Here is a 16,460-nt window from a genome sequence, read left to right on the forward strand (position 1 = left end):
ATACGCATACTTCTCAGAATAAATAAATATCAATACTAAAGAACCAGATTTTAACTTTTGAATAACCTTTTGTGATCGCTTTTTATACACCAGCCGTAAGCCTTATTGAAATGGACACGTCGTAACGTCCGAACATACAAAGATATAAGGAAGAACGATGAAATATATACTCCTGGTAAGCAGCTTACTTTTTCTCACCGCGTGTAGCGATGATGATGACGACAACGAAGTAGTCACCCCTCCCCCAGCTCCAGAATTCACTCCAAGTAAAACCTATTCTGTAACTTTAAGTGGCAAACAAGAAGTGCCAATGAATGACTCAATGCAAACAGCGACTGCAACGGTAGAGCTTGACGAAAGTTTAATGCAATTTCGTGCAACACTAGATGCAAGCTCAGTCGAAGGTTTTAGCGCAGCACACATACACGACGGTGATTTAGGCGCTAATGGTGATGTTGCTTTTGCATTTGAAGCCACTACCGATGGTATGTATGAAGTCGCAATTACCGACCTTGATGAAAGCTTGATCGCTGATTTAATGGATGGCGATTGGTACATTAACCTTCATACCGAACAATATGCAAACGGCGAACTTCGTGCGCAAATTGTGCCTGATACAACCAGCATCATCTCGTTTGTTTTAAATGGCGATCAGCAAGTGCCTATGAACGACAGTGACGCAATGGGTTACGGCTATGCATCTTATGATAGCGCCACGACAGAATTACGACTTCGTGCGGTGACTATGGGTGTTGATGACGCTACAGCAGCTCACATCCATACAGGAAAATTAGGTTCAAATGGTGATGTATTTGTGACTTTAGAGCAAGACGACGAAATCATGACTGACTGGGTTGTACCTGAAGATACCATGATAGACAGCGACACTCTGGCAGTACTTTTAGACGGCGGTCACTATGTTAACGTTCACACACCAGAATTTGCCGGTGGCGAAATTCGCGGCCAAATCTTAACAGACAACTATGCAGTTGCGACCTTTGACTTGAGTGGTGCACAAGAAGTGCCTATGGTCAGCACCATGGCTGATGGTGATGGTTATGCCCTTGTTGATACAACAGACTACAGTGTAGAGCTTACTGTTGTCACGTCAGGCTTAGACGATGCAAGTGCTGCGCATATTCATACAGGTCGTATCGGTACTAATGGCGATGTATTAGTAGCTCTTGAACAATCAATGGACGACAGTAACGTCTGGATGACACCAAGCAACACGCAAATCAATGCAGATATTTTTGCAGTGCTGGCTTCTGGCGGTCACTATGTGAATGTTCATACACCTGCTAATGCTGGCGGCGAGCTTCGTGGGCAAATCCTAACCAGTAACTATGGTTTTACGAGTTTTAAACTAAGCGGTGAGCAAGAAGTTCCTGCACTCGAAACTGATGCAAGCGGTGAAGGCTATGCATTAATCAACATGGATAACTATGCTTTAGAGCTATTAGTAAACACAATGGGTGTTGATGATGCAACAGGTGCACACATTCACACTGGCCGAGTTGGCACGAATGGCGACGTACTCGTTGCACTTGAGCAGTCAACAACTGACGCAGGCATGTGGATGACACCAGCAAATACCATGATCAACGCAGAGATATTTGAGGTACTTGCATCAGGAGGTCATTACGTTAACGTACATACGCCTGCTAACACGGGTGGCGAAATTAGAGGTCAGATCCTAACTGACAACTATCAGCTCGTTACTTTCCCGCTTAGTGGTATGCAAGAAGTGCCAGCTGTTGATACGATGGCATCAGGTAGTGGTTATGCATTAGTTAACATGGATAATTACCATCTAGAATTAAGAGCGTTAACCGAAGGTGTGAGTGACGCCACTGCAGCTCACATTCATACAGGTCGTATAGGCACCAATGGCGACGTACTTGCTGCGTTAGAGCAATCAAGCGATAACATGAACCTATGGCAAACACCTGAAAACACCATGATCAATGCAGATATTTTTGCAGTACTCGCATCAGGTGGTCACTACGTTAATGTGCATACTCCAGCTAACCCAAGTGGTGAACTACGCGGTCAAATCCTTACCGATAACTATGTGTTTGTCACCTTCCCGCTTTCTGGTGAACAAGAAGTGCCCGCAGTTACAACGGATGCATCTGGTGATGGTTATGCGCTAGTGAATACCAATGATTACAGTGTTGAGCTGCAAGTATTAACATCGGGTGTAAGCGATGCAAGTGCTGCACACATTCATACCGGTGTAGCCGGTGAAAATGGCCCTGTGTTAGCTCCTCTTGTACAAGACAGTGATGATATGAATCGCTGGATGAGCAGCACAGGATTAATGATAGACGCCGATATCTTTTCAGTTTTAGCTTCAGGCGGTCATTATGTAAACATTCATACGCCTGCAAACCCAAGCGGTGAGATACGAGGCCAAATTCAATAATTTTATAGAGTCAGAGGCCAATATTTTTGGCCTCTTTTATGACTGAGCAAAAGAATATTACGTCATAAAAGTTCTACCATTAACTTTATTGGCTCATGATATTTGGCACTCTAATCCGCTCTGATTCACTCTTATCTTTATTCAAAACTGCAAGTGTCTCATTATCAATCCATCTAATACCGCCCAGTAAGCCATTAAACAGAAACTCATCAGGCTCAGCACTAAATAAACGTTTTGAAAACAGCACTTCCCCGATTTTATTTTTAATTTTTACAAAACAATCAAAGCTCATCGATTCGTGATGGCACTCTAATTCTGCAATAAGTTTTCTGTTACGGTTATGCTTTTTTCGAAAGGTATAATGGTTAACAAAACTATCTCTCAAAACCGCTGCATATGCTTGATTGAACGGCTCTATTGGCCATTCATACATTACTGTTAATTTAACTAATGCTTGCTGCAACGTATCTAATAGGCATAGTTTCTTTTCATTCTCAGCCAATCTATTAAATGCTATAAAATCAAAGGTTTGATAAAAGTTAAGCACAGAACTACTTAACTCTGTGGTCCCATCACGTTTATCCGATTCACTTAACTTAATAATTACTCGGTAAATTCCGTTAGTCTCTATCTGACAAAAATACCGTTCATAATGGGCGTATACACTTCGAGAAAATAAGGTAAATTTTCTACATTCGGCTAGCTCTTGTTTAAAGGCCCACAGCTCAAATTCTTTTAATTTCATGTTTATTTTTAACGCTGCTTTTTTAAGAGTTCAATGAATCTCACAATAACATCCCTCAGCATCAGAGTTAATAAACTGGCTATTAAAACCCGCACGTAAGTTTGCAATTACTAACTCAACAAAGCCATTCTGACTTGAACATGCGAGTCCTTTTGATAATGGCCCTGCATACACAAGCTGTTGATTTTCTGAAACAAGTACTGCCGCAGGTTGAGCGGGTAATATTGCAGCAACCGCCGATTTTGGTTTAAGTTTTATCACTTCAACACCTTGTTCTGCAGCATAGCTGCTAAGGCTTGATATGTGCGGTTGTGAGCGTGCTGAGCATACACAGGTGTTTTCATCAATAATGTACAGGGTATCGATATTGTTGATGCCAAGCTCCATACTTTGTTGAAAAGTAGGCAGCCAATTAGCTGCGGCTAACTTTTTATCTGGATCAAAGGTGCTTGCTTGTTGAGAATAAGCAAACACCAAGGCCAATACTACAGAGGCAACCCAAACCAGAGTTGCTACTATCACCCATTTGCTATTTGAATTTAGCAATACCTTGCTCCAGCACATCGATACTTACATCAATTAACTGCACGCGATCGGTGAGTTTTTCAATCATCAGGTTGTCGTTGGCTTGATTAGCAATTAAGGCTTGTGAATTCTCGGCAATAGCACGTGTATTGCCCGCTTGATTTTGCACTACATGTGCAACCGATTGTGAACTGCTTGCGGCAACATTCACCTGCTCTGTCATTTCGGTAATTTGCAGCTTCATCTGCGAACTAATCGCCGACAACTGCTCTATAAGCGCAACACTACCCTGCATCGACTTGGTTGATGAGGCGCTGTTTTGCATCAAGCTTTCAAGCGTATTGGTTATTTTATCTGTCGTGTGTTTACTGCGCGTTGCCAAGTTTCTCACTTCATCAGCTACCACCGCAAAACCGCGACCTTGTTCACCAGCACGCGCAGCTTCAATTGCAGCGTTTAACGCAAGTAAATTCGTTTGCTCAGCAATTGACGAAATTTCATTGAGTAATTCTGAGATATGCGAACATGCACTTACAAGTTGGCTAATATTTTGGTCAGCCTCTTGAAGATTATTAGCAAGCTCAGCTGTTTTGCTGTCTGTATTCGCCACCTCATTTAATGCCTCTGTGGCACTTAAATGGAGCTGCTCAAATTGTGTTTGCAGTTCATTACTCTCTTGTTCCACATGAGCGAAGCCTTCGGCGACTCGTTCACCTGACTGCGCGATATCTGCAGATAACTGCTCACGATGAAGTGCTTGCTCATGCAATTCGTCGTGTACTTCAAGTAATTGTTTAGACTGATTTTTTAAAACACTACTTTGGCTTTGAACATCACCAATCACGCTCGATACAAAACCTAGTAAGCGGTTAAAACCCGCTACGGCTTCACTGTTTCTGTCATCCGCTCTTAAACTTATGTTAATGCTGTTTTCGTCGGCCATTATTTGCTCTGTCGTTGTGCTTAACGATAAGCCAGAACTACGTTCACGATGAAGGGTTTTAGCAATGTAACCCGCTACAATTGCTTCAACAATGGCGTACACAGCATGAATAAGTACGGTGCTAAAATACAATCGGTCTGGGTCAAAAACATATAAGCCTACTTCGTTTATCTGTAAAAAGTAAAAACTCAAATGGTGTACGGCCACAAAAGCAAGTGCAGTAATAAACACGCGCCATTCAACAAACATGATCAATACGGCCATTAAAATAAATATTTCAAAATGAACTTCAATAAGCCCGTAGCTTTGTTGGATGTGTAAAAACGAAAACATCATGCAACCGGCAGCAACAACATGGGCTGTTAATTTGCTCGTTGGGTATTGATTGAGCATCCAAAGCGGTAAAGACAGCAGTAATAAACCGGTTATTACCCCCGTTAATAAGGTCGAATAGATAAAGCCTAAAACCAAAGACTCAACAAACAATAAAAGGAACAAATAAGTAAAAAGGCGGCGTACACTCGTCATAGATAAAGCCTTAATTATTAAATAATTTACAAAAATACAATTAATCGAGCTAATACGGTTTGATGCGCATCATGGTTCACTTTATTAATTGCAATAATGCTCTAAATTGTTCTGTCCCTGCTTTTTCCAGCCATTGAAATATCACGCTTTCTGTACAAGTAATAATAGCACCTGCTGCCGATAGCTGCTTAACAGCCAATTCTTTATGTTTTTCGTTACGAGATGCAATGGCATCTTCAACCACAAACACCTGATAGCCATTGGCAATTAAGTCTAAGCAGGTTTGCAGAACACACACATGCGATTCTGTACCCGTTACTACTATTTGCTGACGGTTAAAGTCAGCCAATTGACGGTTAAATTGCGCCTCTTGGCACGCGCTAAAATGCATTTTGTGATAACAGTTATTGCTATTTATAAAGGGTAAAAGTTGTTCACTACTTTTACCTAACTTGGTTGGGTTTTGTTCGGTAAATAAATAGGGAATATCTAAAGCTTTAGCTGCTTTTATTAACTTTTCGGTCTGATTAACAGCTAAGCCAAAGTCGTTAATTACCGGTTCAAGCCCTGCCTGAAGGTCAATAATCAATAACAATGCATTACTTTTTTGGCTTATAAATGAATGGCGCATCACGTTCTCAAACTGCTGATAATTGAACTAGTTATAGCATAGGTTTCAGTTTCAGCAACAAGTAGACCTTATTACTATTTTTTCTTTTCAGAACCATTAATTACGGTCATAATTGTGCTATATTTTGTTAAAAATTATGCGCAAATAATAATTTAGGGTTAATCAGTCAGTGCCTAAACTTTTTCTTTTGATTTTCAGTTTGCTTTTTTTCACGCTCACTTCCTCTGCGTTTGCACAAAACTATGCTTTGCAAATGCAGCGTATTTCGACTGATGAAGGCCTTACACAAGGCAGTGTAACTAAAATCGTGCAAGATGATTTAGGCTTTATTTGGATTGGTACCTATCAAGGCCTAAATCGATACGATGGATATCAAGTTGCACCTTTTGCTGGTGAGTACATACTTGATCAGCGACAAATTACCGCGCTGCATAAAACAGAAAATGGCAACATTTTCGTTAGCACTGAATACTCAGGTGCTTTTTTTATTGATCCTAAAACCCTCAAAGTTGAAAAAATCTATTCGGGCAAACTCGACCCTGAAGATGTTTTCTTCTCGCCTATTCTAGCAATCACTGAAGACGACCACTTTTTTTACTTTGCTATTGCTCAACACGTTTATTCATACAACAAACAATCTAAAAAGTTTTTGCATGAGTTTTCTATTAATAAAGAAGAGCATATTGTGCGAGCGCTGACCTTGCACGACAACTTTTTATATATAGGTACATCGAATGGGCTTTTTTCGAAAAATCTGGCTGATGATCATATCTCGCATATTCCGCTAACGGATAAAGCCCAGATCACCGAAGATAATAAAAACGTTAAATTTTTAAGGATTGATGCGCAGCTTGGCTTATTTGTCGGCACCGTAGAAGGTATGTTTGATATCCCTTTTAACGCTAACCGTTTACTGGCATTTGATAAGGTAAGACTATTAATCCCTAACTTAAATATTTGGGATTACTCTGTTAGCTCATTCGGTGAATATATTGTCACAGAAAAAGGCTTATATGAGTTTAATCGTCAAACCATGTCGGTTGAGTTCATCTTAAACTTTGAACAAAGTAAGTTTTTGATGACTGACAATTCAATCCAAGATGTAATGATTGATAAAACAGGGCTGCTTTGGCTGGCATCCCGCTCACAAGGTGTATTCACCTGGTCAACTCTCGCAAGACGTTTTAAGCATATTGAATTAAAAAACAACCAAGCTCACTTTAATAATAATGTTTGGACTGTATTACAAGATCAAAACAACACGGTTTGGATAGGTACTGATAATGGCTTGATGAAATACAATCAACTCACTAAAGAAGTCACCCCCTACTTAGTGAGTGACGACGAAAAAGCGTTTCATGGTCAGCACGGTATTTATGGTATTACCGAAGCCAACCTAGATAATAGCGATCGTTATTTATGGTTGATGAAATACATTGGCCTTGCCCTCTTTGATAAACAAACTGGCAAACTAGTGCCTTTAAAAGGCAATGCAGAAACCATTCACCTTTTAAGTTACGGCCCAAACTGGGGCTTTAGAGCAATTGGCAATGATCAATTTGCCTTTTTAGATGACAATAATTTTTATAAATACAATGGCAAAACCGGTGAACTTTCAACAATTAAAGGACTAAAAGAGCAAGTAGACCTTGTTAATGCCCATGCTTTTTTAGAGCCACTGCCTAACTACCCCGATGAATATGTTCTGAGTATGTCTGGCCAGTTGTTCCGCTACAATGAGCAAACTCAAAAGTTAACACTGATATACCAAACAGAAAACTATAACCCATTAGCGTTCACTACCATTGATGACTGGGTGATGGATTATAACAACACCCTGTGGCTTGGTTCAGCTGACGAAGGCCTCATTGGCATTGATGCTAAAACCTATGAAGTTAAACACCGCATTAATATACAATCGGGCTTAAAAGCCAAATCTGTATTTGCATTGCAAATAGACCGTTTTGGTTTTTTATGGTTAGGCACTCAAAATGGCCTATACCGTGTAGATTTAAGTTCTTTAGAGCTCGACAGTTATTTCATTCGCGATGGTCTAGCCGTTAATGAATTTAATATTGATGCCGACACAACCCTACATAACGGACAACTTGCGTTTGGTACTACCCGCGGCGTACTTTTGCTCTCACCTGAAGATTTTTTATCGTCGCCTGTCGAAGTGGGAAACATAAACACCGAGATCACCAATGTATCTTTGCTTTCTCGTGAGCTTAACTACCACCCATACAAGTATGTAAATACTCCGCTACAGATCACTTCTGAAGATATGGGCTTAGCAGTCACCTTTTCGAATTTTGATACCATTAATAAAGATAAAACATCGTATCGAGTAACCCTTGATGGACCGACTTCACTGCAATACGACAAGCTAACAACCAATGAGGTCTTTTTCACTAAATTACCACCTGGCGATTATGTGTTATCGGTTTCATCATCGTCCGAGATAAGTGATGCCGTTTCTGCCACGAGGCAGTTGAGATTTAATGTTGCCCACGCACCTTGGTCATCCCCTGCTGCAAAAACAAGCTACGCCATTATTATATTAGCTATTTTGTTTTTTATATTTTGGCAATATCGTGCACGTCAACAAGTGATACGCCGTGCCCATGAAGAGGTTGTCCAATCTCAACAACAAACTGAGCTTGCTTTAAGCACCAATAAAAGTGGTGTTTGGGAGATTAACCTCGCAGAACAATTTTTAAGAACCACCCGGTTTTCAGCTGAACTTGGTTATACCGAGTACAAAGATGGTATTACCTTAAAAGAGTTTGTTAGCTTAGTTCACCCACACGACCGCAATAATGTAACGAATCAGTGGCAATTATTCTGCAAGCAAACCAATAACGAACAGTGGAACATAACTTATAGGTTAAAACATAAAAGTGGTGAGTGGCTTTGGTATGAAGATGTTGGCCGCAGCGTTGCACACGATGATAAAAATCGACCATTAAGAGTTACGGGTATTTACACCAATATTACCGAGCAGCGCGCTAATGCTCAGCAAGCCAGTGTGCTCGGTGAAGCATTTGGACAAATTAACGACTGGTTGTTAATTTTAGACAATCAACTCAAACCGTTTTCAGCTAATGCCAGCTTTGGTGAAGCATTCGCCACACCAAGTAATATTGCTGAACTCACAACATACGACTTTATAAGTGCCATTGGTCGTGCCAAATTCCTTGAGTATATCGACGTACTTAAAACACTTAAACCAAAACAAAACTGGAAAACAGAGGCTGTTATTCGCACACTAAAAAGCCCTGCACACCCAGTTCACATTAGTGTCACGGCTGTAGCAAAAGAAAGCCAAGCAATTAACTATTACGTAATTGTTATTTCAGACTTAACAGAGCAAAAACGCGCTGAGGACGATTTACGTTATTTAGCGAATTATGACCCGCTAACAGGCTTGCCAAATCGCTCTTTGATGCATACAAAAATTAGTAACTGTATAAATAACGCTAAAAAGTACAATAAACTCGCTGCCCTGCTCTTTATCGATTTAGATAAGTTTAAGCCAGTGAACGACTCTTTTGGACATGCGGTAGGTGACCAATTGTTGTGTAACATCACGCAACGTGTCAGCCTTATATTGCCCGAAAATGCGGTGATTGGTCGTCAAAGTGGTGATGAGTTTTTAGTCCTTGTAAAAGACCTTCACTCACCGCAAACACTCAGTGAGCTGGTTAAAAAGCTTACTGAGGAACTGGCGAACAAAGTAATTATTGACGATTTTTCGATTAACATTTCAGCCAGTGTTGGGGTTGCACTTTACCCTTTTGATGCTAAAACCGCAGACGATTTAATTAAAAATTCAGATATTGCCATGATGCATGCTAAGCAATCTGGCCGTAATAACTTCAAATATTTCACAGAGCAAATGAACAACCAGCTAACCAAAAAGCTGTTGCTTGAAAATGCCCTGAAAGACGCCTTTAAAGATGATGAGTTATTTAATAACTATCAGCCGATTGTTAATGCCAAAACAAAAAAAATAAATGGTGTTGAGCTCTTAATGCGCTGGAAAAACGAGCAAGGTTTTGTATCACCGGCTGAGTTTATTCCTATTGCCGAAGAAATTGGTTTAATCGATGCATTGACTGAGCAAGCCCTTGATAGAGCATTAACTGAGTTATTGCCAATGCTTCGTGCTAACCCACAGTTTTATTTATCATTAAACCTGTCGCCAACGCATATTTTAAAATCGAACTTAACTGAGCGCTTACTACTTATTTTGAATAATCACATGGTAAAGCCTGTTCAGCTACGCCTTGAGATTACAGAAAACACACTATTAGAAGATAAAGAGAAAGCTTCTAAGCAGCTGCAAAAGCTTAAAAATGCCGGCTTCAAACTATTACTTGATGACTTTGGTACGGGTTATTCGTCGCTGACTTACCTTAGCCAATTCCCGATCGATGTGATCAAAATAGACCAAAGCTTCGTGCGTAATATCGGCCAAGATAAAAGTAATGAATCAATTATCAAAACCATCCATGCGCTGTCATCAAACTTAGGTTTATATTGTATTGCTGAAGGGGTTGAGACCAACGAGCAAATTAGCTTCTTAACAGAGATGGGCTGCGAAGACTTACAAGGTTACTACTTCGCAAAACCCATGTTGGCCGATGAACTCCTTGCAGAGAGCACGATTCAAGCAATTATCGATCGTCTAAACGCGCTTTAAACCATTTATTTAAGCAGCGATAAAGCTCATCTTTATTAATCGGTTTTGAGATAAAGTCATCCATACCCGCGACAAGGCAACGCTGTTGATCTTCTTCAAACGCGTTCGCCGTGATAGCAATAATGACAGCTTCGCCATACAGCGCAGGGTTCTGTTTAATTGCTTGTGTACACTGATAGCCATCCATGTGAGGCATTTGGCAGTCCATCAATATAATATCTGCCGCATAGCTTTTAAGCTGCTCAAGTGCCTGTAAGCCATCGTTTGCCTTTTTAATCGTACACTGGGTGTCTTGCATCATTTTTTGCAGCACGATTTGATTGACTGGGTTATCTTCAACAATCAATACATTAATGCCATGAAGTGTTGGTTTGTCTGTACTTTGCTCGGCGCTTGCTTCTGCGTCGCTCACAGTGACAGGGATGGCAACAGTAAACTCGCTCCCCTTACCTTCTTGACTCACCAATGAAAGCTGCCCATCCATCAGCTCTATAATGCGCTTACTGATGGTCAATCCTAGCCCAGTACCACCATATTTTCGGGTAGTCGATATATCGGCTTGGGTAAACTCTGTAAACAGTTTGGCCTGTTGATTGGCTGAAATACCGATGCCTGTATCACGAATTGATATTTCAAGAGCGCCATCGACCATTTGGCAATGCATGCTTATTTCACCTGACTCAGTAAATTTACCCGCATTACTCAAAATGTTATTGATTACCTGGCTAAATCTTAGCGGATCTAAACGGATATACTCAGGTATATCGTTTGCTATGCTTAAGTTAAATTCGACACCTGTTTTCACACTGGTATTGCTAAATACTTTTGCTAACTGTTGCAGTAAGGCCTTAATCTCAACGGCACGATTTTCCAACTTAAGTGCACCCGCTTCAATTTTAGAAAAATCTAAAATATCATTTAAGATCAATAGCAAATTATTGGCACTTTGATGGATCATCGCCAGCTCATCACGTTCAGTTTCAGGCAACTTAGGGTTGTCTAATAGCAGTTGAGTCATGCCTAAAATACCATTGAGCGGGGTGCGGATTTCATGGCTCATATTCGCTAAAAATTGTGATTTGGTGCGGTTCGCTTGGTTCGCTAAGCGCACGGCTTCGACTAGCTCATTGGTTTTATCATTAACTTGCTTCTCGAGCTGGGCATTAAAATCGGTCAGTTTGTTATTCAACACTTCGTTTTCGTGATTCGCTTGATGTAAGCGATTAAAATTAAGCGCCAGCTTATTTGCTAAGCTCGAGAACTGCGACTGTAAACGGCTCACTTCTAGCCAAGTTTGTGGTAAGTCGGTCTCTGTGATTGCCCGCTCAGGTTCGAATTTGTCGATTTGTTCAGCTAGCTTTTCAATGGGGGCTATCAACCAGCGGCTCAGCTGCGTGATAAACACACTGGTTAACAAAATAATGAATAATATCATCACCAAAGACTGACCCCATGCACTTACCGCAACATTGTTAGCATGTTTACGGTTAAGCATGGTCATCACTATCCAGTTATGCTCGGTTGAGCGGGCTTCTCTGGCATAAAACTGCTGCTCATCCTCAGCGTCAAACATCTTAAAACGAGCTTCCTCTGCAAACGAGTTAATTTCTTCATCTGTTAATTGCTGTAACTCTTTAAAATCATCAAGCGTGCTAAATACCACTTTATTGGTCGCATCTAAAATCAATAACTCACCTTGATGACTGAAAAGGCTTGGTCTGAGCCCTGCAAAGTAATCGAACATCAGTGAGCCTTCGACAACCCCAGTAAAGGTATCTTCAATATAAATCGGTGCTGATACCGCAACGATGGGTAAAGAGCCAAAACCCCTTCCTTTAAAGATTGTTGAAATATAACCAAGCTCATTATTTGGCGCATTTATAAAGTAGTCACGGTCTGCCACATTGGCGCGGATTTTTGATTGCTGCAAACTAATCGCTAACGATTGCGGATAAAAGTGAGTGACATCGGCAAGGGCATCAACAATGATTTGCGTTCTAAAATCTGGATACAACTTTGCCATATTCTCAAGGGCAATTTGATGCGGAACACCATTGGCAATACTTCTGGCCGTGAGTACCACCCCTTTTTTATGGTGGTCGAGGTGGCTATCAATTGTGCGAGCGATTTCTTTTGCTTTCTCTTTTAACTGTGCATTTATTTCATACTCAATACGCGCATAGTGATTATTGGTTAACACTATTGAGGTTAAGATCACCACCAGCACAACCAGTAAGGTCACTACATAGTTAAGAATTTTATATAAAGACGAATAGTGTTTATGCCACGAATAGCGACTAAAAAAGAAACTAAGTAAATCAATAACCGATAAGTAAATTGCCGCATTTAAGCAGTATTTAGCAAGTGCAATGGCAATCGTTAAGATTGGAAGACCTAAAAAGAAATGGCCAAAACTCCACAGTAAGGGTAAACCAATTACAAACCAAAACAGCATCCCTCGTAAAAAGACTGGCCGCGCTTTTGACAAGCAGAATACCTGCAAGCAGATCAATTCTAAGGCAAACACAATGGAAGGCCACGCATGCCCCCAGCGGTAAAAAATAAACCCCGTACTTATAATAAAAGTGATAATTGCATAGCGCCAACCGAGTAGCAGCAAGCTTAGGATCACAAAAAACTGACCAAGCAGAAATTCTGAGCTATCTAAAAACCAAATAGGGAGCAGATTAACAACTCCCGCGATACAACCGAGCAGTATCGCGGCTAAAAAGTTGAAATATGAAGGCTTATTTTGAAGCAAAAAAGGTATCCTAACTTCATAGTGATACCTTTAAATTAAAAGAAAATTAAACAATTTGCCACTTTAATTAACATGGTGACATTCATGACTCTCAATTTGCAGCACACTTTTTTTAATATTAAAGCGCGAGAGCAGTAGTTTTTCGACCTTTAATCGACACGCCTCATCATGTTTTTCAACGGTGCAATGCTGCTTCAACACAACGTGCGCACCAACAATAATGTCTTTATCTTGGCGCATCACAGTCACGTTATGTACATTTTGTACGTGCTCAACCGAAGCGATACTTTGTTCAATATCAGCTACATCCGGTAATTTACTGCTATTTTCGAGTAACCCTTTCACGCAACGAATGATCACTTTAACCCCAGTAAACAAAACAAAGGTGGCAATCAACATACTCGAAATAATATCGATTTCTGCCCAACCAGTTAGGTGAATTAGAATACCTGCAAAGAAAGTTGAAACCGTTGAAATTAAATCAAAAAATGAGTGTAAAAACACAGCATACACGTTGATGCTTGCTTTACGCCCTTTGTATAAAACCCAAGCTGCTGCGCCATGAAATAAAAAGCCTATAGCCGAAATCACTGACATCAAATAGCTGTTAATTTGTAAATCATGACCATCGCTATGATGAAGGTAACGCTCACCTCCTTCATACAAAATAACTAAGCTAATGCTCAGATATAAAATACCATTGATCAAACCACCCGTAAGCTCTGCGCGCTGATAGCCATCATTAAAGTTTTTCGCGAAATATATCGCCATGCTTGAGGCAATAAGTGCAATGAATAAAGAACTGTTATGAACAAACAAATGCCCAGCATCAGCAAGAACAGCAAGCGAATTTGAAAAATAGGCGCCAATAACCTGTATCACCATAAACGAACATGTTATGGCTAAGGCAATCAACAAGCGGCGTCTAGATGCTTGGTGTGTTGTAATATCTGTCATGAAGAAGTGAAATACCTATTCGCTGGAAAGTGGTAATGATATAAAGTCTCAATTGTAATACGTGGCGAGCGCAAACGCACTAAAAACTTGGTTATTTGTCCCTTTTTGAAAGTTTTTTGCGTGATGTGTTAGAAATGAGAAAGGAATTAGCAGCGAATAAGTAAACTGAATCACTCACTTGTAAGCTAAAAAATATTAAGGCGTTAACAACACGTGTTGTTAACGCCTTTTACTCGAAGCAGATTTAAAAAGCAGGCTATTAAACTTTAAACTGACTGACTAAATCTTTAAGGTGCTGAGCACGCGATAATAAGCTTTGCGTACCACGCTGTTGTTGCTCAGCGTTATCATGTATTTGCATTGCACTGTCTGAAATATCATGAGCCGACTGATTGATATGCTCAACCACCGTGCCCTGCTCTTCTGTGGCTGCTGCAACTTGATGATTGCCTTGGCTGATAATCTCAAACTTCTGCTGAATAGACTGAAGTGCAGACACTGCAATATGCGTAAGCTCAGTCACTTTTTGACTACTTTGCGTACCTTCGGCAATCGCTTCTTGTGATTGCAATGATGAGCTTTGTAAACGCGAAATCTGTTCCCTAATTTCAGAAGTCGATGTTTGCGTACGCTGTGCAAGTGAGCGTACTTCATCAGCGACGACCGCAAAGCCACGACCTTGCTCACCCGCTCTTGCCGCTTCAATTGCCGCATTGAGTGCCAATAAATTAGTTTGTTCTGAAATTGCATTAATTACTTCAACAACCGAGTTGATCTCAGCGGCTTGATTTGCAAACTCACCGATACTTTTATCAACCGTGATCAAAATGTCATTCAGTTCATTCATGGTTTGCGCTGTGGCAGCCATACTTTGATTGGTTTGCACGGTTTCTCGTACCGCTTCTTCCGTGTCGCTTGCTGTGCGATGAGCAATATCAGACACCTCGTTAATAGTTTGCCCCATTTCTGTAATAGCTGTGGCAACTTGATCGGTTTGCGCGCGCTGATCTTCGGTAGCAACAAAGGTTTTATTGGCAAAGCTCGCAAGGTCATCAATCCCCTCTCGCATCGCTTGCTCGGTAACACTTATTTCATCTACCAACTCGGCCACTTTACCTATAATGGCATTAAAGCCCTTTGCAAGATGCCCCAATTCATTATCAACACTGTCATCTAAACGTTTTGTTAAGTCACCGCCTTGGCCTGCCATACCGAGTAGCTCGTCACCAACACGGCGTATTTTCTTACTGAGCCAATTCGCAAAATAAAGCGTCAGCACTAAGAAGATACCCGCAAGCACAACACTCACAATAATCGACATCCAAACGACTGCATTAATCGCGCTTGATATCTCTTGCTTAGGCTGAACCGCTACAAGAGTAAGGCCTGTTCCTTCAATTGGCATAACCCCAGCATAAACATCTTCATCAGCGAGCTCCACTTGCGATAGAGTAAAGCCAGTATGTTTACTGCTCAAAAAGCTTTGTAATGCGCTTAATGAAGCGACGCTTGTGACTTGTTTACCAATATAAGCATCGTTTGCGTGTGCAATAATTCGCTTGCTGTCATCAATTAAGAATAAATACCCTTGCTCACCAATTTTACGCGACGTAACAATGCTAGAAATATCTGAAATATCATAACCAAGCCCTGCCACACCGAGGCGTTGCCCTGCAATTTCAACCAAGGTGTTAACGTATAAAGTGAGGTGTCCGCCCTGCTCACTCACATCTAAAGCCAGCGCTTGGCGTTTATCTGAACCGATGAAATCAAAAAACCAACTGTCTCTTGGCTCACTTTGTGAGATTGATTTGAAAAAGCCGTCTTGTGTGTAATAACTCATTGAGTTTTTGCTTACCCAAAACACCGATGACGCACCGCTTTTTCTTTGTAAGTCAGCAAAGTACGCCATTACACGTTGATGAATTGGCGAGCTTTTCTCACCTTCGTTCATCCACGTATGCAGAATTTGGTTTTCAGCTAAAGACTGTGACACAGAGATCGGGTAACGCATTTGAGCGTCAATTTCAGCAGCCACTTTACCCACAGCGTCAGGCAATAATTGCTTTTCGGTTTGTTGGTAATAAAGCCGAGAAAATTGGCTGGTATTGATTAAGGCGCTAACCACAGTGACAACAAACAATGCAATTAACACAAAACTAATAAAAATAGTGCGCAGCGATAAGTTTCGCATTCAGCAAGCCTCATACTTAATGGTGGAGTTTTGGTTTTAGATC

Annotated in this window: 9 protein-coding genes; 2 read left to right on the plus strand and 7 right to left on the minus strand. The window is 40.8% G+C overall.

The annotated features are described in order from the left end of the window. Window positions 1-157: 157 nt before the first annotated feature. A complete protein-coding gene (locus C2M33_RS02325; protein ID WP_105173590.1) occupies window positions 158-2,428 on the plus strand; it encodes a CHRD domain-containing protein in 2,271 nt (756 codons plus the stop codon). Window positions 2,429-2,513: 85 nt separating this feature from the next. Here the strand turns inward: C2M33_RS02325 and C2M33_RS02330 are convergent, their stop codons facing one another. From C2M33_RS02330 to C2M33_RS02345, 4 genes are all read right to left on the minus strand, one after another. Continuing rightward, entirely contained in the window at window positions 2,514-3,173 is a 660-nt protein-coding gene (locus tag C2M33_RS02330) for a hypothetical protein (RefSeq protein WP_105173591.1), read from the minus strand. Between the two features lie 30 nt (window positions 3,174-3,203). Next, window positions 3,204-3,695 (minus strand): DUF6436 domain-containing protein, encoded by a 492-nt coding sequence (locus C2M33_RS02335; RefSeq protein ID WP_233999074.1) that lies wholly within the window; start codon window positions 3,693-3,695, stop codon window positions 3,204-3,206. Between the two features lie 7 nt (window positions 3,696-3,702). Then, a complete protein-coding gene (locus C2M33_RS02340) occupies window positions 3,703-5,169 on the minus strand; it encodes a methyl-accepting chemotaxis protein (RefSeq protein WP_105173593.1) in 1,467 nt (488 codons plus the stop codon). Window positions 5,170-5,245: 76 nt separating this feature from the next. Next, window positions 5,246-5,800: an isochorismatase family protein gene (locus tag C2M33_RS02345; protein WP_105173594.1), complete on the minus strand. Its 555-nt coding sequence runs from the start codon at window positions 5,798-5,800 to the stop codon at window positions 5,246-5,248. Window positions 5,801-6,053: 253 nt separating this feature from the next. On the opposite strand from C2M33_RS02345, the gene C2M33_RS02350 reads away from it, so the two are divergent. Next, window positions 6,054-10,505 (plus strand): EAL domain-containing protein, encoded by a 4,452-nt coding sequence (locus C2M33_RS02350; protein WP_082873989.1) that lies wholly within the window; start codon window positions 6,054-6,056, stop codon window positions 10,503-10,505. Here the strand turns inward: C2M33_RS02350 and C2M33_RS02355 are convergent. The 3 genes from C2M33_RS02355 to C2M33_RS02365 form a co-directional block, all read right to left on the minus strand. Further along, entirely contained in the window at window positions 10,480-12,993 is a 2,514-nt protein-coding gene (locus tag C2M33_RS02355) for a response regulator (RefSeq protein WP_233999075.1), read from the minus strand. The genes C2M33_RS02350 and C2M33_RS02355 overlap by 26 nt on opposite strands. A 336-nt stretch (window positions 12,994-13,329) precedes the next feature. Further along, window positions 13,330-14,223: a cation diffusion facilitator family transporter gene (locus tag C2M33_RS02360; RefSeq protein ID WP_063701154.1), complete on the minus strand. Its 894-nt coding sequence runs from the start codon at window positions 14,221-14,223 to the stop codon at window positions 13,330-13,332. Between the two features lie 259 nt (window positions 14,224-14,482). Continuing rightward, entirely contained in the window at window positions 14,483-16,417 is a 1,935-nt protein-coding gene (locus tag C2M33_RS02365; protein WP_105173596.1) for a methyl-accepting chemotaxis protein, read from the minus strand. Between the last annotated feature and the right edge of the window lie 43 nt (window positions 16,418-16,460).

The organism is Pseudoalteromonas sp. T1lg122 (genome assembly GCF_002964825.1).
Taxonomy (GTDB): domain Bacteria; phylum Pseudomonadota; class Gammaproteobacteria; order Enterobacterales; family Alteromonadaceae; genus Pseudoalteromonas; species Pseudoalteromonas gelatinilytica.

Coding starts and splice junctions, on each gene's coding strand:
- C2M33_RS02350 (WP_082873989.1), top strand. CDS start 6,054: ATGCAGCGTATTTCGACTGATGAAGGCCTTACACAAGGCAGTGTAACT.
- C2M33_RS02325 (WP_105173590.1), top strand. CDS start 158: ATGAAATATATACTCCTGGTAAGCAGCTTACTTTTTCTCACCGCGTGT.
- C2M33_RS02340 (WP_105173593.1), bottom strand. CDS start 5,169: ATGACGAGTGTACGCCGCCTTTTTACTTATTTGTTCCTTTTATTGTTT.
- C2M33_RS02345 (WP_105173594.1), bottom strand. CDS start 5,800: ATGCGCCATTCATTTATAAGCCAAAAAAGTAATGCATTGTTATTGATT.
- C2M33_RS02365 (WP_105173596.1), bottom strand. CDS start 16,417: ATGCGAAACTTATCGCTGCGCACTATTTTTATTAGTTTTGTGTTAATT.
- C2M33_RS02330 (WP_105173591.1), bottom strand. CDS start 3,173: ATGAAATTAAAAGAATTTGAGCTGTGGGCCTTTAAACAAGAGCTAGCC.
- C2M33_RS02360 (WP_063701154.1), bottom strand. CDS start 14,223: ATGACAGATATTACAACACACCAAGCATCTAGACGCCGCTTGTTGATT.